The 26,035-nt window shown below is 39.5% G+C and carries 29 protein-coding genes; 17 read left to right on the forward strand and 12 right to left on the reverse strand.

The annotated features are described in order from the left end of the window. The first annotated feature begins 18 nt into the window (after nucleotides 1–18). Nucleotides 19–870, forward strand: a complete 852-nt coding sequence (locus G6053_RS02035) for an MbnP family protein (protein ID WP_108636329.1) — start codon at nucleotides 19–21, stop codon at nucleotides 868–870. Between the two features lie 91 nt (nucleotides 871–961). Further along, nucleotides 962–1,984, forward strand: a complete 1,023-nt coding sequence (locus G6053_RS02040; protein WP_206531854.1) for a cytochrome c peroxidase — start codon at nucleotides 962–964, stop codon at nucleotides 1,982–1,984. Between the two features lie 48 nt (nucleotides 1,985–2,032). Here the strand turns inward: G6053_RS02040 and folP are convergent, their stop codons facing one another. From folP to G6053_RS02060, 4 genes are all read right to left on the reverse strand, one after another. Next, on the reverse strand, nucleotides 2,033–2,872 hold the full coding sequence (folP, locus tag G6053_RS02045; protein ID WP_165305420.1) for a dihydropteroate synthase: 840 nt from the start codon (nucleotides 2,870–2,872) through the stop codon (nucleotides 2,033–2,035). Then, a complete protein-coding gene (locus G6053_RS02050) occupies nucleotides 2,869–3,348 on the reverse strand; it encodes a DUF4920 domain-containing protein (RefSeq protein WP_108636326.1) in 480 nt (159 codons plus the stop codon). Before G6053_RS02050 ends, folP begins: the two co-directional genes overlap by 4 nt. Nucleotides 3,349–3,493: 145 nt before the next feature. Further along, on the reverse strand, nucleotides 3,494–4,072 hold the full coding sequence (locus tag G6053_RS02055; RefSeq protein ID WP_165305421.1) for an L-threonylcarbamoyladenylate synthase: 579 nt from the start codon (nucleotides 4,070–4,072) through the stop codon (nucleotides 3,494–3,496). Nucleotides 4,073–4,100: 28 nt separating this feature from the next. Further along, nucleotides 4,101–4,919 (reverse strand): 2,3,4,5-tetrahydropyridine-2,6-dicarboxylate N-succinyltransferase, encoded by an 819-nt coding sequence (locus tag G6053_RS02060; protein ID WP_108636324.1) that lies wholly within the window; start codon nucleotides 4,917–4,919, stop codon nucleotides 4,101–4,103. 174 nt (nucleotides 4,920–5,093) lie between these two features. Between G6053_RS02060 and G6053_RS02065 the strand changes: the two genes are divergently transcribed. From G6053_RS02065 to G6053_RS02085, 5 genes are all read left to right on the forward strand, one after another. Beyond that, complete coding sequence (locus tag G6053_RS02065; protein WP_108636323.1) at nucleotides 5,094–5,504, forward strand: RNA-binding S4 domain-containing protein; 411 nt, start codon at nucleotides 5,094–5,096, stop codon at nucleotides 5,502–5,504. 99 nt (nucleotides 5,505–5,603) lie between these two features. After that, nucleotides 5,604–5,825 carry a hypothetical protein gene (locus G6053_RS02070; protein ID WP_165305422.1) on the forward strand — a complete coding sequence of 74 codons (222 nt, stop codon included), beginning with the start codon at nucleotides 5,604–5,606 and terminating at the stop codon, nucleotides 5,823–5,825. 7 nt (nucleotides 5,826–5,832) lie between these two features. Then, nucleotides 5,833–6,051 (forward strand): RagB/SusD family nutrient uptake outer membrane protein, encoded by a 219-nt coding sequence (locus tag G6053_RS02075; protein WP_165305423.1) that lies wholly within the window; start codon nucleotides 5,833–5,835, stop codon nucleotides 6,049–6,051. Between the two features lies 1 nt (nucleotide 6,052). Then, nucleotides 6,053–7,108 carry an isoaspartyl peptidase/L-asparaginase gene (locus G6053_RS02080; RefSeq protein ID WP_165305424.1) on the forward strand — a complete coding sequence of 352 codons (1,056 nt, stop codon included), beginning with the start codon at nucleotides 6,053–6,055 and terminating at the stop codon, nucleotides 7,106–7,108. Nucleotides 7,109–7,137: 29 nt separating this feature from the next. Next, nucleotides 7,138–7,293, forward strand: a complete 156-nt coding sequence (locus tag G6053_RS02085; RefSeq protein WP_165305425.1) for a hypothetical protein — start codon at nucleotides 7,138–7,140, stop codon at nucleotides 7,291–7,293. Here the strand turns inward: G6053_RS02085 and ytxJ are convergent, their stop codons facing one another. From ytxJ to G6053_RS02110, 5 genes are all read right to left on the reverse strand, one after another. Further along, entirely contained in the window at nucleotides 7,294–7,623 is a 330-nt protein-coding gene (ytxJ, locus tag G6053_RS02090; RefSeq protein WP_206531855.1) for a bacillithiol system redox-active protein YtxJ, read from the reverse strand. A 2-nt stretch (nucleotides 7,624–7,625) separates the two neighbouring features. Then, complete coding sequence (locus tag G6053_RS02095) at nucleotides 7,626–8,366, reverse strand: hypothetical protein (protein WP_165305426.1); 741 nt, start codon at nucleotides 8,364–8,366, stop codon at nucleotides 7,626–7,628. 147 nt (nucleotides 8,367–8,513) lie between these two features. Continuing rightward, nucleotides 8,514–9,002, reverse strand: a complete 489-nt coding sequence (ribH, locus tag G6053_RS02100; protein ID WP_108636317.1) for a 6,7-dimethyl-8-ribityllumazine synthase — start codon at nucleotides 9,000–9,002, stop codon at nucleotides 8,514–8,516. Between the two features lie 83 nt (nucleotides 9,003–9,085). Next, nucleotides 9,086–9,757 carry a tetratricopeptide repeat protein gene (locus G6053_RS02105; protein ID WP_108636316.1) on the reverse strand — a complete coding sequence of 224 codons (672 nt, stop codon included), beginning with the start codon at nucleotides 9,755–9,757 and terminating at the stop codon, nucleotides 9,086–9,088. 78 nt (nucleotides 9,758–9,835) lie between these two features. Next, entirely contained in the window at nucleotides 9,836–11,755 is a 1,920-nt protein-coding gene (locus G6053_RS02110) for a nucleoside-diphosphate sugar epimerase/dehydratase (protein WP_206531963.1), read from the reverse strand. A gap of 224 nt (nucleotides 11,756–11,979) precedes the next feature. On the opposite strand from G6053_RS02110, the gene G6053_RS02115 reads away from it, so the two are divergent. Further along, a complete protein-coding gene (locus tag G6053_RS02115; protein ID WP_108636315.1) occupies nucleotides 11,980–13,191 on the forward strand; it encodes an alanine dehydrogenase in 1,212 nt (403 codons plus the stop codon). Further along, nucleotides 13,188–14,039 (forward strand): alpha/beta hydrolase, encoded by an 852-nt coding sequence (locus G6053_RS02120; RefSeq protein ID WP_165305427.1) that lies wholly within the window; start codon nucleotides 13,188–13,190, stop codon nucleotides 14,037–14,039. Before G6053_RS02115 ends, G6053_RS02120 begins: the two co-directional genes overlap by 4 nt. Here G6053_RS02120 and G6053_RS02125 read toward each other — a convergent pair. The 3 genes from G6053_RS02125 to G6053_RS02135 are packed head-to-tail and all read right to left on the reverse strand — an operon-like array spanning nucleotide 14,036 to nucleotide 17,079. Next, a complete protein-coding gene (locus G6053_RS02125) occupies nucleotides 14,036–15,079 on the reverse strand; it encodes an ABC transporter ATP-binding protein (protein WP_165305428.1) in 1,044 nt (347 codons plus the stop codon). The genes G6053_RS02120 and G6053_RS02125 overlap by 4 nt on opposite strands. A gap of 23 nt (nucleotides 15,080–15,102) precedes the next feature. Further along, the gene (gene tsaE / locus G6053_RS02130) at nucleotides 15,103–15,513 is read right to left on the reverse strand and encodes a tRNA (adenosine(37)-N6)-threonylcarbamoyltransferase complex ATPase subunit type 1 TsaE (RefSeq protein ID WP_165305429.1); all 411 of its coding nucleotides are present in this window, start codon (nucleotides 15,511–15,513) and stop codon (nucleotides 15,103–15,105) included. 12 nt (nucleotides 15,514–15,525) lie between these two features. After that, entirely contained in the window at nucleotides 15,526–17,079 is a 1,554-nt protein-coding gene (locus G6053_RS02135; protein ID WP_108636311.1) for a bifunctional response regulator/alkaline phosphatase family protein, read from the reverse strand. 268 nt (nucleotides 17,080–17,347) lie between these two features. Here G6053_RS02135 and G6053_RS02140 point away from each other — a divergent pair, with 268 nt between their 5' ends. The 8 genes from G6053_RS02140 to G6053_RS02175 all read left to right on the forward strand — a co-directional run bounded on the left by G6053_RS02140 (nucleotide 17,348) and on the right by G6053_RS02175 (nucleotide 25,907). Beyond that, nucleotides 17,348–18,598, forward strand: coding sequence for an HD domain-containing protein (locus G6053_RS02140; RefSeq protein WP_108636310.1), 1,251 nt, complete (start codon nucleotides 17,348–17,350; stop codon nucleotides 18,596–18,598). A 33-nt stretch (nucleotides 18,599–18,631) separates the two neighbouring features. Further along, the gene (gene lpxD / locus G6053_RS02145) at nucleotides 18,632–19,672 is read left to right on the forward strand and encodes a UDP-3-O-(3-hydroxymyristoyl)glucosamine N-acyltransferase (protein WP_165305430.1); all 1,041 of its coding nucleotides are present in this window, start codon (nucleotides 18,632–18,634) and stop codon (nucleotides 19,670–19,672) included. 143 nt (nucleotides 19,673–19,815) lie between these two features. Further along, nucleotides 19,816–21,216: a bifunctional UDP-3-O-[3-hydroxymyristoyl] N-acetylglucosamine deacetylase/3-hydroxyacyl-ACP dehydratase gene (locus G6053_RS02150; protein WP_181390675.1), complete on the forward strand. Its 1,401-nt coding sequence runs from the start codon at nucleotides 19,816–19,818 to the stop codon at nucleotides 21,214–21,216. A 10-nt stretch (nucleotides 21,217–21,226) separates the two neighbouring features. Continuing rightward, the gene (gene lpxA, locus G6053_RS02155) at nucleotides 21,227–22,015 is read left to right on the forward strand and encodes an acyl-ACP--UDP-N-acetylglucosamine O-acyltransferase (protein WP_075990789.1); all 789 of its coding nucleotides are present in this window, start codon (nucleotides 21,227–21,229) and stop codon (nucleotides 22,013–22,015) included. Between the two features lie 23 nt (nucleotides 22,016–22,038). Further along, entirely contained in the window at nucleotides 22,039–22,662 is a 624-nt protein-coding gene (locus G6053_RS02160; protein ID WP_108636307.1) for an ABC transporter ATP-binding protein, read from the forward strand. A gap of 84 nt (nucleotides 22,663–22,746) precedes the next feature. Further along, nucleotides 22,747–23,307: an elongation factor P gene (gene efp / locus G6053_RS02165; protein ID WP_077438233.1), complete on the forward strand. Its 561-nt coding sequence runs from the start codon at nucleotides 22,747–22,749 to the stop codon at nucleotides 23,305–23,307. Nucleotides 23,308–23,434: 127 nt separating this feature from the next. Further along, nucleotides 23,435–24,010 (forward strand): 5-formyltetrahydrofolate cyclo-ligase, encoded by a 576-nt coding sequence (locus tag G6053_RS02170; protein WP_165305431.1) that lies wholly within the window; start codon nucleotides 23,435–23,437, stop codon nucleotides 24,008–24,010. Between the two features lie 217 nt (nucleotides 24,011–24,227). Beyond that, a complete protein-coding gene (locus G6053_RS02175; protein WP_165305432.1) occupies nucleotides 24,228–25,907 on the forward strand; it encodes a tetratricopeptide repeat protein in 1,680 nt (559 codons plus the stop codon). Nucleotides 25,908–26,035: the final 128 nt, after the last annotated feature.

Genomic DNA, 26,035 nt, shown 5'->3' on the forward strand with positions numbered 1-26,035 from the left:
CTTAAAACTTAGAATAACATGAAAAAAAATGCAATTAAACTCCTAATGATTTCTTTGGTCATGATCTCTTGTAGTAAAAATGAAGATGTCGCAAACAGTGTTAATTTACATTTCAACAATACTTTTAAAAATACGACAATCGTGCTGGGGGGCTTAGATTCCCCAGTAGCGACGACGAATACATCGGCTGATGGCCAAGTGCATCAATTTTCGGAGTTAAAGTACGTGATTAGCAATATCAGACTTGTGAAAGCCGATGGGTCTGAAATTCCTTATAATGTAAATGATTTGGACAAGGGAGCTACCGTGGTTAATCAGGCAAAACTTTCAAGCTTGGATTACATGTTGGCAGACATACCCGTAGGGGAATACAAGCAGATAAAATTTGGACTTGGTATAAAGCCGGGATTAAACACATTGGATCAGTTTAGATTTCCTGTATTTTATGCGACTGCTGAAGCCAATGATACGGAGATGATGTGGCAATGGGCGACTGGTTATCGTTTTGCTAAAATGGAGGGGTTTTATGAAAACGATCATAAAAAATTCACGATTCATACCGGCAGTACTTTAAATGGAAAGCCTGGGCAACCAGATACCTACGTGCAGGGAGTAGATGCTTATCGTGATATTACATTGGATTTAGATACAAGGCTTGTTGTCGGTGGTAACAAACCCCAAATTACGATTAAGGCAGATTTTGATAAGTTATTTAGTGGGAAAAATAAGATCAGCATCAATGCAAAATATGCGACAGCACCACAACAACATGAAGGTATGGAGGTCATGGTAGAATATGTCAATAATCTTGGCGGAGACGATAAGGAAGATAGAGCAGGAATGTTCTCTATTGAAAAGGTCGAAAACTAAAATAAATTATACAATTGATCATCATGGAGGGCAAGCGTATACATGACGACATAGCCTATCCATGATGATTTTACAATAAATAGAGATGCAGATGAAAACCGTAATTGGGATTTTGTTTACCTTGTTGATTATCTTATCCTGTAGCAAAGAGGATAGTTTTGTGTTGGATAACGATAGCAATCCCGAAATTCCCTTTTTTATACCTACAGATTTTCCCGCACTGAATACTACTGTAAAAGATAATAGACCTACGAAATATGGTGTGGAATTAGGTGAGAAACTATTCAATGAAAAAAGATTCAGTGGTAATAACACGATTTCATGTGCAAGTTGTCATAATCCTTCCCTGGCTTTTTCTGATGGAAAGATGCAGGCAATAGGTATTGAGGGACGGGTTGGACTGCGGAATACACCCCCTTTACAGAATTTGGCCTTTATGAAATTCTATAATTGGGACGGTAATATTCTTGAGCTGGAAAAGCAACCATTGGTTCCCATCATCACGCATGAAGAAATGAATTCTTCTATATTAGAGGTTATCCGTAAGATTGGCGACGATTCCGATTACAAAGATTTATTTCAAAAAGCATTCGGTGAGGGTGGCATAACACCTGATCGAATTTATCGCAGTATTGCACAATACGAGTATACATTGATCTCTGCCAATAGCAAATATGATCGTGTAAAAAGAAATGAAGGGGAGCGATTTACAGCGGAAGAGGAGAGAGGGTATACAACTTTCAAGACTAAATGTGCAAGTTGTCATGGTACGGAGCTTTTTACTGATCAGAGCTTTAGAAATGTGGGCTTCCCAATGAATCCTAATCCTGAAGAAGCAGGACGTGGTCGGGTTACCGGACGGCAAGCTGATCAAATGGCTTTTCGTGTTCCCTCTCTAAGAAATGCGGCCTATACAGCGCCTTACGGAAGTTTTGGTCAATTCCCGACCTTGAGATCCGTTTTGGATTATTTCGATAAAGGCGTACTTGATGCAGAAAATCTTGATTCTATCCTAAAGGAAAATGGCAATCGCATTCCATTAACGGAGCAGGAAAAATTAGCTATTATTGCTTTTATAGGAACATTAAGTGATCCAACATTTATTGGCAAGTAAATACGACATACCCGGAACGATGTTTATACAAATAGTATGCACACTTCTCTAATAGAAGAGATCAACAAGCTGTTTTGCCTCTGCGACATCGTGGACACGAAGCATCTGTACACCTCTTTCCAAAAGTAAGGTATTTAATGCCGTTGTACCATTGAGGGCATCCTGTGCTGTAATACCCAATTTTTTATAAATCATGGATTTACGTGATATGCCGCCTAAAATTGGAAGACCAAAATAGTGGAGCTCATTGACTCGGTATAGTAATTCATAATTTTGGTCGATCGTTTTCGCAAAGCCGAACCCGGGATCCAGGATAATGTCCTTTACCCCCAAATCCCTTAACTTTGCTACACTTTCCCCTAGAAAGGTAGCAACATCGGTCACGATATCGGTATACTCCGTTTGCTTCTGCATATTTTCGGGAGTACCACGCATATGCATGAGGATATAAGGTACTTGGTATTTGGCTACAGTGGCAAACATTTCCTCATCAAGCGTACCTCCCGAGACATCATTGACGATGTGTACACCTGCGTCAATAGCTTCGGCAGCGACATCTGCCCGAAAAGTGTCTATGGATAAGATGGCTTCTGGAAAAGCCTCTCTGATTGCCAGGATAGGAGGGAGCGCCCTGTCCATTTCTTCCTGAGAAGATATTAATGGAGCGCCGGGACGTGAAGAATAGGCCCCAATATCGAGAATTTGAGCGCCTGCCGCTAAGAGATTACTTGCTTTTTCCAAGGCTTTCTCCACAGTGGTATTATCTCCACCGTCATAAAAGGAGTCGGGGGTAACATTGAGTATGCCCATCACTATAGGTTTCTCAAATGTCATTAGCTGTCCACCTACATTGATGGATGGGGCAGTTGCTGTCTGAAATTTTTTCATCTTACCACAAGTACTCCGTCAGCAACAATATTAATATCGTTTTTTGGCTGAGTAATTTGATTTATTTCGGCTTGAGATTTACCGAGATCTTTTGCGGCATGTTGCAGTGATGCAACTGAAGTTTCTTTCCGCTTGGCCACGCCTTCGACCACGACCGTTTTACCGATAATATCAGCAGGCATAAAAAAGCCGTAATCTTTAAAACGTACCATAATAGGCTCTTCCCCATCGCGCGCTAAGGTCATGAAACAACCTTTCTTCTTACAGACTTCAACAACCTTACCTTCAATTTTGCCAGTGAAGGTATTTTTGTTACTTAGCTCTTTTTCTAGTTTAGCAACAGAAATCGCCTTATTTGCCTGAATTTCCTTTCCATATTTTACACCGGGCTTTGCGGAAGGAATCTCCTTTTTTTGCGCATGTAATTGTGTATTTATAGCAATTGCCAGGGCAAAAAATAAAATGATCTTTTTCATCCGTTTAAATTATTTATAATCTTTGGTCTCATATTTACTTCGTTCGCGCAAGCACAATTTCATCGTCTGTCTCTTTTAAGCCGTATTCAAGATCACAAAAACCGTTTCTCGCATTTTACTTGTTAAAAAACAGGAGAACTTTCTACTACTTTCGAATAAATTCAAATTTACCGCTCGGATCCAGTTTCATGATGGTAGACGATTTACCATCGGTCTTCACATGCCTATCATATTCGACAATATAGTCTACACCTGCTTTGATCTCTTCAGAGATTTCGTCAAAATCCTTCGCTGTTGGCTCACCACTGATATTGGCTGAAGTGGAGATAATAGGCTTACGGAAGCGTTGTAGAAGTTGTTCGCAAAAAGGATGTTTGACAATTCGAATGCCAATCGAACCGTCCTCTGCGATGGCATTGGGGGCAAGATTTTTGGCATTCGAATAGACAATTGTCAATGGCTTGTCCGTATATTCAATAAGCTGATAAGCAACGTCCGGGATTTCGTTCACATAACTTGCCAATTGGTTGTCGTTATGTAAAAGGACGATCAGACTCTTGGATTTATCTCTTCCCTTCAATTGAAAGACTTTCTCTACAGCTTCCGGATTAGTGGCATCACAGCCTATTCCCCAGATCGTATCTGTTGGGTATAGGATTAACCCACCTGCTTTCAGCGTTTCCAACGCCTTGTTTAAATCCTCACGATCCACGAATGCGCTCATTTTTTATTTCTTTAGTTCTGACTTGAATTTAGACAGCGACATTATGCTCACGCAAAGCATCATTTAATGAAGTTTTCTTATCGGTAGATTCTTTGCGTTGACCAATGATCAATGCACAAGGAACTTGATACTCGCCCGCAGCAAATTTTTTGGTGTAAGATCCAGGGATGACAACCGAGCGTGCAGGCACGTAACCTTTATATTCCACTGGTTCAGGTCCGGTAACATCGATGATTTTTGTCGATGCGGTCAATACAACATTAGCACCTAATACGGCTTCTTTTTCTACACGAATTCCTTCAACAACGATTGCTCTTGATCCGATAAATACGTTGTCTTCAATGATAACTGGAGCAGCTTGAACAGGTTCAAGTACGCCACCGATACCAACGCCGCCACTTAAGTGTACATGTTTACCGATTTGAGCACAAGACCCTACTGTCGCCCAAGTATCTACCATCGTACCTTCATCGACATAAGCACCGATATTAACGTATGAAGGCATCATGATTACTCCTTTAGCTAAATACGCGCCCAGACGTGCAGAAGCTCCGGGAACAACACGTACACCCGTGTGTTTGTAATCCGTTTTTAACTTCATTTTATCATGGAATACAAAAGGACCGGCCGTCATTTCACGCATATCATTGATCGGGAAATACAAGATCACAGCTTTCTTGATCCAGTCATTGACATGCCATCTCGTTCCGATCATTTCAGCTACACGGATTTCACCGCTGTCCAGCTTCATAATCACTGTACGAATTGCTTCTGTATATTCTTTATACTCCAATAACTGTCTATCTTCCCAAGCTTCCTCAATCAATTTTTTAAGTGGCTCTACCATATTATTTGTTTGCTTATTTGAATTTGTTTATTTTGATGTACAAACTTAGATAAAGTTGCATTTAAAAGCAACTTTATCGTTCTCTCCCCTCATGAAGAAAATATTCATCGGGGAAATATGTTAATTTTCGGTGGAAATACCACGATAATTTGCTAATATAACTATTTTTGAACTATGGCTGCAGCATCAGAAAAATTGAGAATTGATAAATATTTATGGTCGATAAGATTGTTTAAGACGCGAACCTTGGCAACCGAAGCCTGTAAGGCGGGACGGGTCAAGCTGAAAGGTCAAAATATTAAACCTTCTTACGAGGTTAAAATTGGTGATGTCTATCATATCCAAAAAGGAATCGAAAAGAAAGTCGTGCAGGTAACCGGTCTTCTTGAGCGCCGGGTGGATGCAAAAACTGCGGTTCAGTTTTATGAAGATCAGACCCCAGTGGAAGAGACTGTGGGCTACAAATCGGTGTTTCAGGCGCCGGTACTTAAACGGGACCGCGGAACGGGAAGACCCACGAAGAAGGATCGTCGTGAAATAGATGATTTACAGGCATCGGACTGGTGGGACAAAGAAGATGAATAAAGTAAAAAATATTTCATTTCTTCGATAATTATTTGCATTTTAGGTTAGCTAAAGTTATCCGCATGGATAGACTTTAACACTGACCAAAATGCAAATATTATGAGAGGTAGCATGCACGCACAAGCGCTGATGACCCTAGCGCTCACCCTAAATCTATCACCAGCTCTCGCCAAGTCTGGACACTCCGCTTCAGCTGCCAGTTATGGCTATTCGTTCGCGCGCTTACAACAAACTATTCGGGGAAAAATTCTTGATGAGAAGGGGCAGGGCATAGGTGCTGTCACCGTCAGCAATTTGACGACAGGAAGACGAACTACTTGATGCCGTTTTGGCTGAGCGTTACAAGGAATTAGCATTTGAGGGACATCGTTTTTTTGATTTAAAAAGAAGGAAAATGCCCGTTCGTCGAGGAGCTCAAGATGCTGTAAATACGGCAGGAGCATTAATACTGGAGCCTACAAAAGCGCAATACAATTTTCCAATTCCTGCGGATGAAATATTTGTTAATAAAAATATGGTTCAAAATCCAGGTTATATAAAAGAATAAAATGAAGATACATGCAATGATAGCGGTGATTATGGGTACTGCTGCGGTGACACTTTCCTGTAATCATAATGATGGAAAGGAAACACAAGAAATGGCGAAAGAGCAATTTGTTCTGGCAATCCATGGCGGAGCGGGGACAATTTTAAAAAAAAATATGACTGACTCCACGGAGAAGGCTTATAAAACAGTTTTAGAGCAGGCTTTACAAGCTGGTTATAACCAATTGAAGCAAGGTAATTCAAGCTTGGATGCCGTTGAACAGGCGATTCATGTAATGGAAGATTCTCCCTTGTTTAACGCGGGAAAGGGAGCCGTATTTACGAATGCAGGAAAAAATGAACTGGACGCGTCGATTATGGACGGAAAGACATTAGCTGCTGGTGCAGTAGCCGGCGTTACAACCATCAGAAATCCAATTTCTGCGGCGCGTGCCGTGATGGAAAAATCGGAACATGTCATGATGGTGGGCAGAGGAGCCGAAGAGTTTGCCAAAGAAGCCGGTTTGCAGCTCGTGGATCCATCTTACTTCTGGACTAAAATGCGTTGGGATGCATTGCAAAAAATTAAAAAAGAAGACAGTACTAAAGCACAGCTGGATCATGATCAGAAACAGAGTTCCCGTTTGGGGATCCTTAATAAGGACTATAAATTTGGAACAGTGGGTTGTGTCGCATTGGATAATCAGGGGAATTTAGCTGCGGGTACTTCGACCGGTGGGATGACGAACAAAAAATTTGGTCGTGTTGGCGATTCACCAATTATTGGCGCAGGGACATATGCTAATAACGCAACTTGCGCGGTTTCCTGTACCGGGTGGGGCGAATTTTATATTCGTCATGTAGCGGCATATTCTGTTTCAGCCTTAATGGAATATAAAGGAGACAATGTATGGCAAGCTGGTCAAGCGGTTATTGATCGGATTGGCAAGATGGGCGGAGACGGTGGAATGATTGTTATGGATAAAGAAGGTCATGTCGCCATGCCATTTAATACCGAAGGAATGTATAGAGGGACGGTAACCAAGGATGGTAAGATAAAAGTAGAAATTTATAAATAAATCAAAGGTATTATATAGGGAAAGCTGTTATGAAAAAGCTGTTGAGTATTATAGTGGTTGGGGAATCCCAAGTAATCGTTGCCAAAAATCCACGTGGATTAAAGAAAAAATCCAATGGATTGATCACTTGGGATAATCTTACGCTCAGTGCTTATGATGAAGGTAAAATGTTTAAGCTAAAATAACTAAAGGTATTTTTCAATTTCATCAAATTGAATATCCCCATGTGATGCATCGTAAAGACTGTTTCTACCTTCGATAATAAGGATCTGGGGGGATTGATGCTCGATATTCCACCGTTGTGCAATTTCATTCGAAAGCGCGCGGTAGCGCAACAAGTCTAACAGGTAAATGGAATAATCCCGATCAGATGTATTTGACATACGTTCTAAGCTACGCTTTGCCATGTTGCTGATACCACAAGTCGTACTGTGCTTAAATATAGCGGTAACCTTATCCGACTGATAAAGTTCCTGTAACTGTTCTTCCGTATTTAATTCTATCCAATTGATCATAACTATAGTTCTTTGAATTTTTTTTGCTCGACCTGTACAAAAGAAGAGATCGAAGAGAATACGCAGCTTTTCTTAGCATTGCTGACGCAGCTAAATAGACTTGGTAAACGTATCCCGTCACCGATCTCCTTGTACCGGCTTATCTCATAACTGATTTTTTCTGTTTTATCCGTGTAATCATAACGTGTAATCTCGCCCGTATTTTGATCAATATAAAGTAGACCATCTAGCTTTGAGCCCAGCACTTCACCTGACGAAGTAATGCTTGCAATGGTCAGTTTTTGCCCGCCAATAAACTGTTCTTTCTGATTTTTAAGCTGGATACTTTTCTGCTCGATGAGTGTTGGTAGCAAAAGCAGATTGAGATCTACAAAAAGTTGGTTTTTAATGGATTTTTTGATTTCCTGACCATCGGTTGCGACATTACCACCTATAAAAAGCTTATCGGTACCACTGCCCTTAAAATTGAATAAATAGGTCACCTGATCAGACCCGCTATACCCGTCGAACCTACATTCCCCGGTTGTCCGGTTAAAGAGGAATTTGCGTTCCTCATTGGACAGCTCTTCAGACATGGTATTTCCCTTCGCTGAAAAAGCTAAGTATTGCAGGGAATCCCACTTGTCTTGGCCACCAATACTACGCCAGATCTGTCTGTTTAAGCTATCATCCTGAGCTGACAGATGTGCCTGGCAGAATATCGATAGCATAAATACCAAAAGTATGTTCGATAATGTTTTCATAATCATATCTAAAAAATAAAAATCGATTAATAAGATATTACCATACTTTATTAATCGATTTATTTAAAATAAAAGTACTGGTGCATTTTTATGTTTTGGCCCAGAATACTTTTTCATGACTGAATACTAGACAAAATTGATACCAAACTAGAATTTTTTAGCAATGGCAGCCATTTGTATTGCCGTAATAGCAGCTTCTTCTCCTTTATTACCATGTTTGCCACCAGCACGATCCAAGGCTTGTTGAAGATTGTCTGTTGTCAGTACACCGAAGATTACGGGCTTGTTATATTTTAGTCCTACATTTGAAACGCCATTGGCGACCGCATGACAAATAAAATCAAAATGTCGGGTTTCTCCCTGAATGACACAACCCAGACAGATGACAGCATCAAAGCTTTGGTTTCTTAATGCCAGATCTGCTCCAGAAGTCAACTCGAAGCTTCCCGGAACTTCAATGACCTCAATATTACTTTCTTTTGCGCCGTGTTTTTCTAAACCCGAGATTGCGCCGTTCAATAATGCACCAGTGATTTCCGCATTCCACTGTGCAACCACAATTGCAAATTTGAATGGACTTGCATCCGCAACTTGGATATGCGAAAAGTCTGATAGATTTTTAATGCTACTTGCCATAATGGATACAAAGATAATGAATTTAGATGGTCACAAAAAAAGAGGCCATGAAATAGCCTCTTTTTTTGTGTATTTATGTTCTCTTATAAATGTGCTTGTACTCTGCCCAATAGACCATCTATAGTAGATGCTTCTTGGCTTTCAGGGAAATCAGTTTTGATTTTTTTGTATGCTGTTTCAGCACTTTTGTAATCGTTCTGTGCTTCATAAACAAGCCCTAATTTTTTTAGAAATAAAGGTGTTGTGTATGAGTTGCTCGATTTTTCAGAAGCTTGTTTATAGTGATCAGCTGCTTTTTTATAGTCTTTAAGCTCTGAATAGGCATCTCCTGTTAAACCGATAACCAGTGGGTCTAAAATTTGACTTCCTGTAGGTGAATATTTCTCCAATGCTTTTACTGCATCATCAAACTTACCTTGACGTAGGTAAAGACCTCCTAAGTATGCATTTGCAATATTTGCAGATTTTGTATTTGAATATTCATCGGCAATTTGTTTAAAACCAAGGAATGCTCCGTCACCTGCAATTGCTTTATTCTGTAAAGAGTCAATTGTAACAAGTTGCTCAGCTTTATACATGCGATTCGATGCTTCTTCAGCTCTTGGCTGCAAGTAAAGTTTCTCGTATCCAAAGTACAGCAAAATCAATACAATGATACCACCGAAAATAAACGCAACGCTTTTTTGGTTATCTTGAAAAAAAGATCCTTTTGAAGGTTTTAAACCTTGATTTGTATTATTTGTATTTTTAGACATTACTAATCAGTAAAATATGGATTGCAAAAATACACTTTTCGAGCAAATTTGCAAGTATTTTGGAAATTTTAAAGTGAATTAACTTTTGTTTTCGGACTCATTTGATAATTCGATTTCTTTGTCCAGCTGTTCATAGATTGAATTTTTACTTTTAAATTCTGGAACGATAAGCTTCATCTGGTAGACAACCTCATTTTTATTTTGAGTAGCTAACCTCTCTTTTAATTCAGCTAATTTTAGACTGACAATGTTATAATTATTTTCGCGGACTTTGGCGATCATAATTTTCTCATGATGTGTCGGAAGGGTATTCTCAAGGTCATTTAGTAACTCTTCGTATAGTTTTTCTCCTGGCCTTAAACCAGTGAATTTGATTTCGATATCTTCATTCGGTTTAAATCCGGAAAGACGGATCATCTTCTTGGCCAGCTCTACTATTTTTACGGATTTACCCATGTCAAAGACAAATATCTCTCCGCCTTGTCCCATTGCACCGGCTTCAAGAACAAGTCGACATGCCTCGGGAATAGTCATAAAATAACGTGTAATTTCGGGATGGGTTACTGTAACAGGGCCCCCTTTCTGGATTTGATCTCTAAACCTCGGAATGACAGAACCATTGGAACCAAGGACATTTCCGAATCGTGTTGTAATAAATTTAGTGCTCCCATCCTGAATGCTTTCCAGATGATTGTTGAGCGATTGAACATATATCTCGGCAATTCGCTTGGTCGCACCCATAATATTTGTAGGGTTGACCGCTTTGTCCGTTGAAACGAAAACAAATTTTTCGACCTGGAATTCAACGGCTAGGTCAGCTAGATTTTTAGTTCCCAGGACATTGGTCTGTACCGCTTCCAAGGGATGATTTTCCATCATGGGAACATGTTTATATGCGGCGGCATGGTAGACATAATGTGGTTTAAATGTTTCAAAGAGCAAACGCATTCTTTTTGTACTTCTAATATCAGCGATGTAGGTATGATACACCTGATCCGGAAATTCGTCCTGCAGATCCAGTTGTAAATTATGTAATGGTGATTCAGCCTGGTCACATAGAATAATCATTTGAGGTTCATATTTCCCCAATTGAGAAGCAATTTCGCTTCCGATTGAGCCTGCAGCACCAGTAACAAGTATTCTTTTACCTTTTGTCTGGCTTAGAATATGATCGTCATTGATTTTGATCGGATCTCTTTCCAATAGATCTTCAATTTTTATTTTCTGGATCTGATTGGGATTAAGATCTCCATTCATGATTTTTTTAACAGGTGGAAGAGTTAAGATGCTTACATTTCGTTCCAGGGCAATATCTGTAATTTCATTCTTGCGTTCTGAAGGAATATTGTGTGATGCAATAATGACCTCCTCCACATTGAGGGTATTGATAAGATGATTAAACTTCTTGGAGGAGTAAATTTTCGTTCCATCAATCACTTTATTGATTTTTTGGTCGTTATCATCCAAAAAACCAATAATGGCATTTTTCGATCGAACGTCATGGTCCAACGTTCTTTTTACCGCAATACCTAGATCACCAGCACCATAGATTAAAGTTTTCTTTCTACTGCCATTGACCTTTTTAGTATATAAAAAGAAAATTTTGATAATGGTTCGATAGACCGTTAATATTAAAAATGAAAAGAGCGCAAAGAAGATAATTAATGCCGTCGGAATATTTCGCTCGATTTCGTTTGCCTGGATAATCAATTTGAGGACCAAAAGTATGAATACGCTAAATACTATGGTCGATAATATTCGTATGGAGTCAATGGCACTTGTGTAACGAATTATTCCCGTATACATTTTGAATAAGTAGAATGACAGGGAGCAAACGCTTATAAACAAAATATATCGTATGCTGAAATCTATATCAAGGAGAAAGTCGAAGTTAAAATCGTAATAAATAACATTTGCAAGGAGATAGGCAATAGAAACACTGAAAATGTCCAATAAAAAAATGATCCATCTGGGTACGATACTGATTTTACTTAGCATGGTATTAAGTCTGATTAATTTAGACAAATGTAGATAATTTTGTACCATTTCAATGGTCTTTATATGTATTAATCTTTTACAATATATAATGGTTCATGAGGGGAGATCAGTACGCTAGGAATTACGATATTACTTGGAAAATGACGCAGTTGTCGCAGCAATTTTATCTTCGTTTGATTAGATTGATTATTTATCGTAATTTTAACTAAAGTCAATTTAACAAAATGAATGAGTTAGGGAAGCTTGCGAGTCAGGCCATGATGTCTCCGAAAGAGATGCTTTTTGAGAAGAAGAAGAATGCAAAAAGTCTTTTTATTGGGATTCCAAAAGAGACCTCACTTCAGGAAAAGCGTATATGCCTGACACCCTTGGCTGTGGCATTATTGGTCGAGAATGGTCACGAGGTATTAATTGAGACCGGAGCTGGTGCCGGAGCTAATTTTTTAGATCACCATTATAGTGAACAGGGAGCCCGGATAGTGTCTTCGAGAGAAGAAATCTATCAGGCCGATTTGATTATTAAAGTTGGCAGCCCTACCGTGTCAGAAGTCAAATTGATGAAGGAAAGGCAAGTGCTGTTATCTTCGCAGCAACCTTCGCTAATGAATGTGGACGTATTAAAGGCGCTTATGCATAAAAAGATCACCGCAATCTCTTATGAATACCTTAGGGATGAGGGTGGTTGTTTGGCTGTCGTGCGGGCAATGAGTGAGATTGTTGGTGCAACCGCGACCTTAATAGCCGGGGAATATCTAAGTAACGCATTTGGCGGGAAGGGGCTCATGCTAGGCGGTGTTACCGGAGTCGCATCTACGGAAGTCGTTATTATTGGGGCCGGGACTGTAGGAGAGCAAGCGGCACGGACTGCTTTGGCACTAGGGGCTCAGGTAAAGGTCTTTGATAATTCGATTTACAAACTTCGTCGTTTGCAAAACAACCTTGGGAGCAGGGTGTTTACTTCCGTTATTCAGCCCATTATCCTAAATAAGGCCGTAATAAGTTCGGACGTTGTCATTGGTGCATTAAGAGCACAGAATGGCCGCTCTGCTTGTGTGATTTCCGAAGAAACCGTCTCGAAGATGAAACCTAATTCGGTTGTTATTGATGTCAGCATTGATCAGGGGGGGAATTTTGAGACATCGGAAGTAACTTCACACGATAAACCGGTTTTTCGAAAATTTGATGTCATTCACTATTGTGTTCCCAATATCGCGTCGCGGGTGGCGCGTACGGCAACCTATGCGATGAGCAATATTTTTACATCCATCTTGTTGGACTTTGCCGAATTGGGCGGATTGAGAAATGCAATTTGGAAAAGTCCGGGAATAAGAAGTTCAATCTATTTATACCAAGGTAACCTGACCAATGCCGATATGGCTTCCCGATTTAATATGACCGCAAAAGATTTAGATTTATTAGTAGTTTCGTCGTTATGAAAAAAATTCTTATGATCTTATGTTCTTTGATTTCGCTTGCAAAGGCTCAGGAAGCGATTAATCTTTATCAAGATTCTATTCCAAATGCAGCTGATAAAGCTCAGGTTCTTTTGGAAAAAAATATACCTAAATTATTTATCTATACGCCAGATAAAAATACAGCTAAAAATATTGCCGTGCTTGTGATCCCGGGAGGAGGGTACTCGCATATTGCTATGGATCATGAAGGACACGCGGTCGCTAAGGAGCTTGTAAAGAATGGTTATTCGGCATATGTATTGCAATATAGATTGCCTTCGCCAAATATTATGCGGGATAAGAGTATCGGGCCGCTTCAAGATGCGCAACGGGCGATGCAGTTGATTCGTAGCTCCAACCCGCAATTAAAAAAAGTTGGTGTTATTGGTTTTTCAGCGGGAGGACATCTTGCATCAACCCTCATGACCAAGTTTAAGAAAGCATATATCGCCAATCCGTCACATGTGTCACTGCGCCCTGATTTTGCGGGACTGATATATCCAGTGATTTCAATGGAAAACGATGTGACGCATAAAGGTTCAAGAATTAATCTCATTGGAGAAAACCCATCCGAAGAACTTGTCCGGTTATTTTCTTCGAATCTACAGGTTTCTCCCGAAGTGTGTCCCGCTTTCTTTGTTCACGCCAAAGATGACACAGCTGTTCCTATCGAAAATAGTTATCGAATGATGGCTGCGTTGGATAAGGTAAATATTCCAAATACGCTCTATGTCTTTGATGAAGGTGGCCACGGCTTCGGGTTAATCAATAAAACTTCGGAAAAAAAATGGTTTGATGCATTTCTTTCCTGGCTGTCGACCTTAAATTAATCGAAAGCGATCCAATTGGAAATTGTTAGATCAACGGCTTGATTTTTCTTGGGTATTAACTGCGAGGTGGTGATGCAATGCAGATCAACGGCATTATTGGAAACCAAAATTTCATAATAGAAACCTCTGAATTTGCTGTCTTTGACAAAGAAAGACGATTCTTCTGTGGTGGAAATAGAAATCCATTCCTGATGAATTGCGATGGACTTTTCACTTTCAATACCCAAATTTTGCGCCTGTTCAGGATTTAATATGTTACTTTTTGCAAGCAGCTGTGCCGTATAAGGGTGTGATGGCTCACTATATAGTACATGTGGATTATTTTGATCCAATATTTTACCTGATTTCATGACAATAAGATTGTCCGCAAGCGCGAGCACCTCGGTGGGATCATGCGAAACTAAAATTATCGTCAGTCCTGTATCGCTGACAATATCTTTTATGTCCTGTTGTAAGGTGTCCCGAAAGGAGGCATCGACTTGGTTAAAGGGTTCATCCATCAACAGTACTTCAGGTTCATTGATCAATGCGCGGCAGATGGCGACGCGCTGTTTTTCCCCGCCACTGATGTCAGCGACCCTTTTTTTGGCCAAATGATCTATGCGCAAGCGTTGTAAAATCTCGGCGGTTTTATCCTGTTTACGTTTGATATCTGTATTAGGTAGCTGTGAAGCGACATTATCCCATACATTCGCGTATGTGTTCAAATCGTCAAATCCTTGTGATACGAGTTTCATGGCATCATGTCCGGGTATTAGTTTGTCTTTGCGTGTGGGAACTTGCCAGCCTTTGTACCGCACTGCACCATTGGTTGGTTCCAACAAACCATAGATTAATCTTAGGAGCGTACTTTTTCCGCTTCCGGATTCACCGATAATAGCGGTTATCTTTCCTCCTTCAATATCAAAAGAAGCATTTTCGACAGCAAACTGCACATTGTTTTCATGAAAGGAAAAACTTAATTGTTCGGCATGGATAGCTGCTAATCCGGGTACGTGGGTATCAGATGGAATATATTGACAAGACGATGAATGAGCCATAATGGAAGGTGATAAATGCTAGATTAACGGATGGATATTTTACGGGTATCGGGACCTACGATGCTGATCTGTATTTCCTTTGCTTCTTCAGGCAATAGATTGGGGATTTTTTCAGGCCATTCAATGAAGCAATACGCTCCCGAATAGAAATATTCCTCATAGCCAAAGTCAAATGCCTCCTGTTCATCTTTAATCCGGTAAAAATCAAAATGATAGATTGGACCATTGTCGGAGTCATACTCATTGACAATGGAGAAGGTCGGACTTGAGGTACTATCCTTTACGCCCAACTGTTCACACAAATATTTTATAAAGGTTGTTTTTCCCGCCCCCATTGGGCCATATAACAGAAAAATTCGATCCTTTGGAAACCTGTTCAAAAGAGTTTGGGCTGCAACAGAAAGATCTGCCGTTGTGTTTACGATAATTTCCATGTTGCAAAATTACTATTTCGGCAAGTATGTCGCAAAGGGGATGATCATTTCTTCCAATGATATTCCTCCATGTTGGAATGTGCCGTTGAAGTAATTGACAAATTGGTTATAATTGTTCGGATAAACAAAGTAGGAATCCTCTTTGGCAAATACATAAGTTGAGCTAACATGGAGTTTGGGCAACTGCGCATCATGCGGATTCTTGATCGTAAATACATCTTTTTCAATGTAGTTTAGATTTTTACCTTGTTTATACCTAAGGTTGGTATTCGTGTTTCTATCTCCGACGATTTTACTTGGTTTTTTGACCCTGATCGTTCCATGGTCGGTGGTGATAATAATACGTACTTTTTTCTGTGAAAGCCATTTTAAAGCTTCTAAAAGAGGTGAATGTTCAAACCAGGATAGTGTTAGCGAACGGTATGCTGCTTCATCATTCGCCAGTTCACGGATCATCGAACTATCTGTTCGCGCGTGGGATAACATGTCGACAAAGTTGTATACCAGGACATTGAGCTGATTGTGCATCATGTTGCCCAAGTTGTCCAAGACATCCTTGCCCTGTTCAAGCGTTAAAACTTTAGTGTAAGAATGCTTTATCGGTTTACGGTATAACCTTTTGATCTGATCATCCAGGAACCGGTCCTCATATAAATTTTTGCCCCCCTCATCCTCATCATTTTGCCATAACTTAGGAAAGCGTTTTTCCATTTCCAATGGTGTTAAGCCGCTGAAAATTGCGTTTCTTGCATATTGAGTAGCTGTTGGTAGGATGCTGAAATAATTGATTTCTTCTTCCAGTCTAAAATAATCTGTAATCACCTCGTTGATGATTTTCCATTGGTCAAAACGCAAATTGTCTATCAGGACGAAGAAGGTCGAGATATTATCCTCAAGGACTGGAAATACTTTCTTTTTAAACAATTGATGGGATAAAATAGGACCATCCTCCGGACGGTTGATCCAATTGATGTAATTGTTTTCGACAAATTTTGAAAACTGCATATTTGCCTCCGACTTCTGCATCGTCAATATTTCATGCATATTGTTGTCCTCAAGCTTTTCGAGTGATAATTCCCAGTAAACAAGTTTTTTATACACTTCCGACCATTGCATGAAATCTAAGTTGTCATTTAATATCATGCCTAGATTGCGGAAATCCTGCTGGTAGGCCATGGAGGTTTTCTCGTTGACAATACGTTTATTTTCAGTAAGTTTTTTTATTGTCATCAAAATCTGCTTAGGATTTACAGGCTTGATGAGATAATCATCTATTTTGGAGCCAATGGCATCCTCCATGACATGCTCTTCTTCATTCTTGGTGACGAGCACGATCGGAACGGTCGGATTAATGGATTTGATGATCGCAAGGGTTTCGAGCCCGGTCAGCCCCGGCATGTTTTCATCCAGAAAGATTAAATGAAAAAAACCATTTTTAAAGGCTTCAACCGCATCGTTTCCATTGTTGACGGTATCAACTTTATACCCCTTACTTTCTAAAAATAAAATATGAGGTTTTAGAAAGTCAATTTCGTCATCAGCCCAGAGAATATGTGTTTTTTGCATCTTGTTATATATGTCTACTTATAAGAGAGGTTGGTAGTGTTACTCAAATTTGAATTGTAACAAAAGAAAATACCTCGTTTATTGAATGGATTTCAATATCATACTAACATAAGCAAATATCGTGCTTTAGATTTATTTTTAACATTTCTTAACGATGAACTAACTATCTTTGTTTTAAGTTTATATTAGTGATAACCATAAGTTTGTGTTTTATAAAACTAGGTTTTCAATTTAATATGTTGAAAAGTAGCATTAATTTATCGCCACATTGAACAAAAATAAAATCATCAATGATCCTGTGTATGGGTTTGTTGCCATTCCGACGGGATTGGTATTTGACCTTGTACAGCACCCCTATTTCCAGCGACTTCGTTATATTAAACAGGTGAGTATGACTCATTTGGTGTATCCTGGAGCATTGCATACACGGTTTCAACATGCAATAGGTGCTATGCATCTCATGTCGATGGCATTGGAAACCCTTCGGAGTAAGGGGATCGAAATTTCTGCGCTTGAGGAAGAGGCGGTCTTAGCGGCTATTTTATTGCATGATATCGGTCATGGCCCTTTTTCTCACTCTTTAGAACATAGTTTGATTGTGGGTGTTTCGCACGAGTTGCTTTCCTCTTTGCTGATGGATCGTATAAATCAAGATCTAGGCGGGAGATTGAGCTTGGCTATTGCTATTTTTAATAATCAATACGAGCGAAAATTCCTTCATCAGCTTGTTTCAAGTCAATTGGATGTGGATCGGATGGACTATTTAAATCGAGACAGCTTCTTCACGGGAGTTTCCGAAGGGGTTATTTCATTCGACCGGATTATAAAGATGTTGAATGTTGTGAATGATGAGATTGTCGTTGAATATAAGGGGCTCTACTCCGTGGAAAAATTCCTTATTGCGCGGAGGTTAATGTACTGGCAGGTCTATTTACACAAAACCGTTATCGGAGCAGAGCAATTATTGATTAAAATTTTACAAAGAGCGAAAGACTTGACAGCATCTGGTAAGGAGCTTTTTTCCACGCCAGCATTTCATTGGTTTTTGAGTCAGCAGGTTGATCGCACAAATTTTTTGGATGACCCGTTGCATTTAGACTGGTTTACCCGTTTAGATGATACGGATATTATGTCCGCAATAAAAACATGGGAACGGCATGAGGATGAGATTTTGAGTAAAATGTGCCAGCGAATTATGAAAAGGGACCTATATCGTTCGATAATGAGCAATAAGCCCTTTTCTACAGCATACCTTGAACTGGTAAAAAGCAAGGTGCAAGAGTTCTTGGGAGTAAGACGGGAGGATATCCATTATTATGTATTTACGGAAGAAATCCACAATCGTGCATATAATCCCTCAAACGATCAAATCAAGATATTATTGAAATCGGGTGAACTCATTGATATTACCGAAGCATCGGATCTTGGAAATTTAGAAGCATTGTCTAAAAATGTATCCAAATATGCGTTATGTTATCCAAAAGAGGTGGGATATATTGCAATTCCTTCTGCCGGATAGTTATTTTTTAATAAAAAAACATAGATTTGTACCATGCAATTTACTGCTCAACAAATAGGGACATTATTAGAAGGAAGGATTGAGGGGAATCCAGAAGTTACCGTAGGTAACCTTGCCAAAATTGAGGAAGGTAAAAAAGGCGATCTTTCTTTTTTGTCAAATCCAAAATATGAGCATTTTATTTATAACACGGATGCTTCCATTGTCATTGTGAATGAAGATTTGCAATTGATGCAAGATACCAAACCCACGCTCACGATTATTCGTGTAAAGAATGCGTATGCGGCTTTCTCTACCATACTGAATATGTATAACGAATTTCGTCTTGATAAAAGCGGACGTGAAGAACCGTGTTTCATACATCCTGAGGCAACAATAGGCACAGGGGGGTATATTGGGGCATTTGCCTATATCGGTAAAGGAGCGAAGATCGGCGATCATGTGAAAATTTATCCACAGGTTTTTATAGGAGACAAAGTCACTATTGACGATAATACAACGTTGTATCCGGGTGTGAAAATCTATCATGACTGTAAAGTAGGTAAGAATGTCGTTGTTCATTCGGGCGTTGTGATTGGCTCGGATGGTTTTGGTTTCGCGCCGCAGGAAGATGGTACCTATAAGAAGGTTCCGCAAATAGGTTATGTTCAGATAGAAGATAATGTCGAGATTGGCGCCAATACGGTGATCGATAGAGCGACGATGGGGGCTACGATTGTGCGTGACGGTGTCAAATTAGATAATTTGATTCAGATAGCACATAACGTTGATATCGGTAAGAATACAGTTATTGCTGCACAGACAGGGATTTCCGGAAGTGCAAAAATTGGAGAGCATGTGGTGTTAGGTGGACAGGTTGGTGTCGTAGGACATATTGTTGTCGCTAAAGGCTCCCAGATCCAGGCTCAATCCGGCGTTAACAGATCAATTAAAGATGAGGGGAAAAAATGGGGTGGGACACCAGTAATGCCGTATCAGCCTCAGTTAAGATCCAATGTCATTTTTGCTCGTCTTCCAGAACTGGAGAAACGCATCCAGGAGCTAGAAAAATTAATAGAATTGAAGTTAAAATAATCTTTTTTCATTGAAATAAACTGTTATTTAATTGTAATGAAGCTATCATGAGCGGCCCTAGCCTGCTGCTATTCGATATAAATATTATAATCTCATGATGGTTCCGTCAAAAGAAGTTTTGATTTAAAAATATGTTATTAGAAATGAATGTGAAACAGAGAACCATCAAAAACGAGGTTGAAATTTCGGGGGTAGGTCTTCATACAGGGAAAATTGTATCGATGACGATCAAACCTGCTCCGGAAAATCACTGGTTTAAGTTCAGACGTGTGGATTTAGAAGGTCAGCCGGAGATTTTGGTTGATGCAGATAACGTCACGGACACTTCCCGAGGAACTACTATTTCTCAAAATGGAGCAAGTGTTAGTACAATCGAACATTTAATGGCATCATTAATTGGTCTGCAAATTGATAACGTCCTGATTGATATTGATGGTCCTGAAATTCCAATATTGGATGGGAGTTCAGCAATTTTTGTGAAATTGTTGGAAGAAGCGGGGTTTGAAGAACAAGATGCTGATAGAGATTATTATGAGATATCCAATAATATCCATTATGCTGAGCCAGATCGTAAAGTTGAGATCCTGGGAATGCCTATGGATGGTTATCGGTTGACTTGTATGATTGATTTTAACTCACCTGTTTTGGGAAGTCAACATGCTGCGATTACCTCTATTGAAGATTTCAAAGCTGAAATTGCTTCTTCACGTACGTTTTGCTTTCTGCATGAATTGGAGATGCTAGTCGACCATGGATTGATTAAAGGGGGGGATTTAAGCAATGCGATCGTCATTGTTGACAAAGAGACTTCACCTGAAGAACTACAGAAGCTTGCACATCTATTCCATAAAGAGACTGTTGCCGTTGCCAAAGAAGGTATCCTGAACAATAATCAATTGCGTCATCAAAATGAGCCTGCCCGACATAAACTGTTGGATATGGTGGGTGATTTGGCTTTAGTGGGAAGACCTTTGAAAGGCCATATTATGGCTGCCCGTCCCGGACATGCTGCAAATGTTGCTTTTGCAAAGAAAATTAAAGAGCAGATTAAGAAAGATAAAACCCGTAAAAAAATAAAAGTTTACGATCCAAATATGCCGGCATTGTATGATACCGTGGAGATTATGAAAATTCTTCCACATCGTCAACCAATGCTCATGGTCGATAAGATTTTGGAGTTAACCGAGACATATGTTGTGGGATTAAAGAATGTAACCATGAACGAAGACCTATTTATGGGGCATTTTCCCGGAGCTCCGTTATTTCCGGGGGTGCTGCAGGTCGAAGCGATGGCACAGACTGGTGGTATCTTGGTCTTAAAGACCGTTCCAGATCCTGAAAACTGGTTAACATTATTTCTCAAAATTGAGAATGCACGTTTTAAAGCACAAGTTACTCCTGGGGATTCTGTTATTTTTAGATGTGATTTAATGGAACCAATCCGGAGAGGCATCGCTAAAATGAAAGGTGTGGCCATGGTGGGAGAGAAAATTGTCTGTGAGGCTGAACTTATGGCACAGATCGTAAGAGTAAATAACAATTAAAGAAGTATAGATGATACAGCCATTAGCTTATATTCATCCGGAAGCAAAGATTGCTAAAAATGTGGTCATTGAGCCATTTGTAACCATTTACAAAGACGTTGTCATTGGAGAGGGAACTTGGATCGGCTCAAACGTGACCATTATGGATGGAGCTCGAATTGGAAAAAACTGTAAGATATATCCCGGCGCCGTGATTTCTGGTGAGCCTCAAGACTTAAAATTTGATGGTGAAATTACAACAGCAGAAATAGGTGATAATACAACGATTCGTGAATGTGTGACAATTAATCGAGGAACGAAGGACCGATACAAAACGGTCATTGGCAAAAACTGCTTGATTCAAGCTTACAGCCACGTTGCACACGATTGTGAGGTGGGCGATAATTGTGTTTTTTCGAATAATAGTACACTTGCGGGACATATTACCGTCGGGGATTATGTTGTTTTGGCGGGGATGGTGGCTGTACATCAGTTTGTGAAAATTGGTTCACATGCTTTTGTCACAGGTGGATCTTTGGTACGAAAAGATATTCCCCCGTTTGTAAAGGCAGCCCGTGAGCCGATCTCCTATGCCGGAATTAACTCTGTGGGATTGAGGAGAAGAGGGTTTTCGGAAGAGCAGATTGCCGAAATTCAAAACCTTTACCGTATTCTATTTGTACAGAATAGAAATCTGGCTAAGGCAATAGAAATTATAGAAGCGGAGTATCAGGCAACGGAAATCCGTGATGAAATTTTGGATTTTATCCGGAATTCTGGCCGTGGTATCATGAAGGGATTCAATAATAGAGCAATGTAATTGCATTACCGAATCGGGTTACTTTGGAAATAACATTAAAGGATATTGGTCGAAGATATAACAGTGAATGGATTTTCAGGCATATTAATTATCGTTTTGAGTCCGGAAAGAGTTATGCCGTTCTCGGACAAAATGGTTCTGGAAAATCTACCTTCTTGAAGGTTCTCTCTGGCAGCTTATCACCCTCACAAGGGGAATTGATCTATACCGATAAAGAAATCAATATTGGTATAGATCAGATTTATCAACAGTTGTCTATCGCGGCACCATATATTGAACTGATCGAAGAATTTACCTTGCGTGAATTGCTCGATTTTCATTTTCAGTTTAAAAGTTATCTCCCAGGTTTTGATAAAGAAAGTGCTTTGAGTTTGTTGGGGCTGGAACATGCCTTGGATAAAGAAATAAGACACTTTTCATCGGGTATGCGACAACGTGTTAAATTAGTTTTGGCCTGTTGTTCCAATTCAAATTTAGTATTGTTGGACGAGCCAACAAGCAATCTGGATAGTGCAGGAGAGGAATGGTACCTGAATTTAATAGATCGTACCAAGCGCGATTTTAGATTGTTTATTATCTGTTCAAATCAAAAAAAAGAATACGAATTTTGTGACGAAACAATTTCTATTGTCGACTTCAAAAAGTAACGAATGAAATTTTAATAACACAATTAGTTTTTGTATTTTTGACGACTCAATAATGAGATAACCGTTTAAAGTTCAATTCAAAGAATGGCTAAGGCATCAGAGGTAAAATCAGGAAATATTTTAAGATTTAACGGAGAGTTAGTCTCTGTAGAAGAATATATACACCGTACACCAGGTAATTTACGTGCTTTCTATCAAGCAAGAATGCGTAACGTGAAGACCGGAAAATTAGTTGAATATCGTTTTAGAGTTGATGAGAGTGTTGAGATTGCACGTGTGGAAACGAATGATTATCAATACTTATACGAAGATGGTGAGTTCTTCGTTGTGATGGACAACAACACTTATGAACAATTCAATATCCCCAAATTCTTATTTGGCGATTCAGCTCGTTTCCTGAAAGAGGGAATGACTGTAATTATTGCTTTTGAAAGTGATGAGCCGATCATGGCAGAAGCACCTAAAAGTGTTGAATTGGAAATTACATATACAGAGCCAGCAGTGAAAGGAGATACTTCTACAAATGCGCTGAAGAAAGCTACTGTAGAAACAGGAGTAGAGATTATGGTGCCTCTATTTATCAATCAAGGAGAGAAAGTAAGAGTCGATACGCAAACAGGTAATTATATCGAACGCGTAAAGTAATATAAGATTTTAGGTTTAGGTTGATTATTCGGTCTTGATAGCGCTCGCTACAAGGCCGTTTTTTTTTGCTCTATCTGTGCTCACCGGTGATCAGCTAAATCATGGAATAAAAAATATATATTTAAGCATGAAATCAAAAAAGGAATTAAGACAGGAGTTTAAGATGAAAAGATGCCGGCTTTCCCTGCCGGAGGAGGAAATGCTCAATCATAAATTACTGTTGCAATTTCAAAAAATAGATCTGACGACGGTCAGCTATATGCATGTATTTCTTCCTATCGAAAAATATCATGAGCCAGATACGTATTCCATCATCAACTATGTGAAGGAGTTTTTTTCGAATATTGTCCTTGTCGTATCCCGATCAAATTTTTCGGACTATTCCATGCAGCACTATATTCTTGATGCCCAAACTGTGTTTGAAAAAAATGAATGGGGCATTCCGGAGCCTGTTTCGGGGAAGGAGGTTTCGCCGTTGCTTATTGATTTTATACTCGTTCCTTTGCTGGCATTTGATGTGGATGGTCATCGGGTAGGTTATGGAAAAGGGTTTTACGATCGTTTTTTTGCGCTTTGTGCCGCAGAAACCCAACGAGTAGGATTATCTTTTTTTGATCCAATTGAGCGAATCGCTGATCGGAATGAACACGATGTCATGCTGACAAAAGCAATTACGCCCTATCATATTTATAGTTTTGTTTAGCGTAAATAAGCAAATAGCATGTTAGGGAGCTCTGTTATAGGTTTTATTTTATTGATCAGCTCATTGATTTTTATTTATACGCTGATTTCGGCACATGATGATTTAATTAAAATTATTTTTTATTTTTAATGTGAAATTCTACTTGTATGCGGCTATGCTGAGATTTTTTCTTATACTTTTTTTTGCAGCTATAATTCCCAATAGTGCTGTTTTTGGAATGGATATAATGGATTCCAATTCCTCTGCAGAAGATAAAAAATTTTACGAGACGATCATCCGGGAGTCACAAAAGCACCGTACTTCCAGTGCAGCATTGAGTAGATACCTAACGCCCTATTTTAACCAGGCTATCCGAAAAAACGATAACGCCCTGCTTGCAATTTATTATTGTTTATTAGCAGATCACTCTTTTGATAATGAAGGTGGTAGAAATAGTTTTAGTGATAAATATTATCTTAAAGCCCTCGATCTGGAAAAAGAGTGCAATTATCAAAACGTGAAGGCTTGGGTAAAGGTGATGTACGGATTTTATCTGTATAGATGTTTAAAGGCTTCGGAAGCGCTTCCATTACTATTGGAGGGTGAAAAAAGCCTGGAGGATATACCGGGAGAACTGGTGTTAGATCTGACGCAGACCTACAAAAAGCTTGGCTATTTCTTCGGAACTTTGGGCGATTATCGTTCGGGAATTAAGTACCTGGAATTAGGTCAGCAACAGGCGGACATTTCTCCGCAATTGAAAGCGGAGATCTTAGACAACTTAGGCTTATTGATTTTAAAAAGTGGTGGGGATACCGTGCAGGCAATGAAAAACTTTGACCTTGCTCTGCATTTGGCGCTTTCTGAGAAGGATTCTCTTCGTTATGCGAAGGTTCTGGGTAATCAGGCACGGATTTATGAAGGGAGGAAAGATTATAAAAAAGCACTATCACTTTTAGATAAAGATCTAGAAATTTCGAAATCTCTGGGGAACGATAAAAATACCATTTTTGCCTTAATGACGCGGATTCGCCTGCGTATTGCTATGGGAGCAAATCAAGAGGTCCGTCAACTGATCAATGAAACCGAACATCTGCTGGAAGGCGCTGACGATAAAAAAACAATACTTGAGTTGGAGGGGCATAAGTTGAATCTTGCCATTCAAAACCATGATTTGAAGCAAGAGCTCAATGCGCGGCGCCGGATTGAACAGCTTCAGGATTCATTGCGCTTCTTGGACGGAGATCCTGTTTTATCGCAATTGAAATTTATGGCAGATAAACAAAAATATGCCGACAAATTATCCTTGGCACAAGCGCTAATAAAAAAGAAACGTGCCGAAACGAGATTGTGGGTTATATTAAGCTTGTTTCTATTGGTGCTGTTCTTTTTTATCTACAATGCTTTTAGATATCGTTCGAGGAAGCGCATGCAGGCATACGAATATCAGTTGCTGAACCTCAAGTATACCAAAGCCGAACTGGACAAAGAACTGATGAGTTCCAAAAGTCAGCTAGAGGAATACATGGTGTATCTCAAACGTAATAATGAGCAGATAAATCTTCTTTCTTCAATGCTTGATGAGATGGAGGAAACAAGTGCCAAAGACCGGGATGAACTTAAAACACTTTTGCAATCTCATCTTATCACGGATGAGAAATGGCAGGAATTTAAGTTCTTGCTTACCAAGGAATTTCCGAACCTGCTGCATGACATTCAAGGTAAATTTCCTGATATTACAGAGTCTAATCTGCGCGTGATTGTCCTAATGAAAATGGGACTGAATAATAGAGAAGTCGCTAATGTCTTAGGCGTTACACCCGACGCAATCAAAAAGTCAATGCAGCGTTTAAAAAAGAAATTGGGGGGACAGGCCGGAATATTGATGGAATATATTTCTGATAAAGAGCTTGTTTAGAAAGCTGAATTCCTGAATGTCACCCTTCGGCTGGCGGAGTGCTCTAATAGGGAGCAAGTTAATACCTAGTTATTACCAAGTTCGACCTGTAAGCAGATTGAGTGCACAGTGAGTCCACGTTGAGTCCA

The organism is Sphingobacterium sp. DR205, from assembly GCF_011064245.1.
GTDB lineage: Bacteria > Bacteroidota > Bacteroidia > Sphingobacteriales > Sphingobacteriaceae > Sphingobacterium > Sphingobacterium athyrii.

Excerpts from the sequence above, each read along its gene's own strand:
- G6053_RS02105 (WP_108636316.1), bottom strand. The coding sequence starts at position 9,757 with ATGTCTAAAAATACAAATAATACAAATCAAGGTTTAAAACCTTCAAAA.
- G6053_RS02060 (WP_108636324.1), bottom strand. The coding sequence starts at position 4,919 with ATGGTAGAGCCACTTAAAAAATTGATTGAGGAAGCTTGGGAAGATAGA.
- G6053_RS02055 (WP_165305421.1), bottom strand. The coding sequence starts at position 4,072 with ATGAGCGCATTCGTGGATCGTGAGGATTTAAACAAGGCGTTGGAAACG.
- G6053_RS02085 (WP_165305425.1), top strand. The coding sequence starts at position 7,138 with ATGAAAAAGCTGTTGAGTATTATAGTGGTTGGGGAATCCCAAGTAATC.
- folP (WP_165305420.1), bottom strand. The coding sequence starts at position 2,872 with ATGAAAAAATTTCAGACAGCAACTGCCCCATCCATCAATGTAGGTGGA.
- G6053_RS02170 (WP_165305431.1), top strand. The coding sequence starts at position 23,435 with ATGAAATCAAAAAAGGAATTAAGACAGGAGTTTAAGATGAAAAGATGC.
- ribH (WP_108636317.1), bottom strand. The coding sequence starts at position 9,002 with ATGGCAAGTAGCATTAAAAATCTATCAGACTTTTCGCATATCCAAGTT.
- G6053_RS02115 (WP_108636315.1), top strand. The coding sequence starts at position 11,980 with ATGAATGAGTTAGGGAAGCTTGCGAGTCAGGCCATGATGTCTCCGAAA.
- G6053_RS02095 (WP_165305426.1), bottom strand. The coding sequence starts at position 8,366 with ATGAAAACATTATCGAACATACTTTTGGTATTTATGCTATCGATATTC.
- G6053_RS02150 (WP_181390675.1), top strand. The coding sequence starts at position 19,816 with ATGAATGTGAAACAGAGAACCATCAAAAACGAGGTTGAAATTTCGGGG.
- G6053_RS02040 (WP_206531854.1), top strand. The coding sequence starts at position 962 with ATGAAAACCGTAATTGGGATTTTGTTTACCTTGTTGATTATCTTATCC.
- G6053_RS02175 (WP_165305432.1), top strand. The coding sequence starts at position 24,228 with ATGGATATAATGGATTCCAATTCCTCTGCAGAAGATAAAAAATTTTAC.
- G6053_RS02050 (WP_108636326.1), bottom strand. The coding sequence starts at position 3,348 with ATGAAAAAGATCATTTTATTTTTTGCCCTGGCAATTGCTATAAATACA.
- G6053_RS02120 (WP_165305427.1), top strand. The coding sequence starts at position 13,188 with ATGAAAAAAATTCTTATGATCTTATGTTCTTTGATTTCGCTTGCAAAG.
- G6053_RS02070 (WP_165305422.1), top strand. The coding sequence starts at position 5,604 with ATGAGAGGTAGCATGCACGCACAAGCGCTGATGACCCTAGCGCTCACC.
- lpxD (WP_165305430.1), top strand. The coding sequence starts at position 18,632 with ATGCAATTTACTGCTCAACAAATAGGGACATTATTAGAAGGAAGGATT.
- G6053_RS02135 (WP_108636311.1), bottom strand. The coding sequence starts at position 17,079 with ATGCAAAAAACACATATTCTCTGGGCTGATGACGAAATTGACTTTCTA.
- G6053_RS02125 (WP_165305428.1), bottom strand. The coding sequence starts at position 15,079 with ATGGCTCATTCATCGTCTTGTCAATATATTCCATCTGATACCCACGTA.
- tsaE (WP_165305429.1), bottom strand. The coding sequence starts at position 15,513 with ATGGAAATTATCGTAAACACAACGGCAGATCTTTCTGTTGCAGCCCAA.
- lpxA (WP_075990789.1), top strand. The coding sequence starts at position 21,227 with ATGATACAGCCATTAGCTTATATTCATCCGGAAGCAAAGATTGCTAAA.
- G6053_RS02080 (WP_165305424.1), top strand. The coding sequence starts at position 6,053 with ATGAAGATACATGCAATGATAGCGGTGATTATGGGTACTGCTGCGGTG.
- efp (WP_077438233.1), top strand. The coding sequence starts at position 22,747 with ATGGCTAAGGCATCAGAGGTAAAATCAGGAAATATTTTAAGATTTAAC.
- G6053_RS02065 (WP_108636323.1), top strand. The coding sequence starts at position 5,094 with ATGGCTGCAGCATCAGAAAAATTGAGAATTGATAAATATTTATGGTCG.
- G6053_RS02035 (WP_108636329.1), top strand. The coding sequence starts at position 19 with ATGAAAAAAAATGCAATTAAACTCCTAATGATTTCTTTGGTCATGATC.
- ytxJ (WP_206531855.1), bottom strand. The coding sequence starts at position 7,623 with ATGATCAATTGGATAGAATTAAATACGGAAGAACAGTTACAGGAACTT.
- G6053_RS02110 (WP_206531963.1), bottom strand. The coding sequence starts at position 11,755 with ATGCTAAGTAAAATCAGTATCGTACCCAGATGGATCATTTTTTTATTG.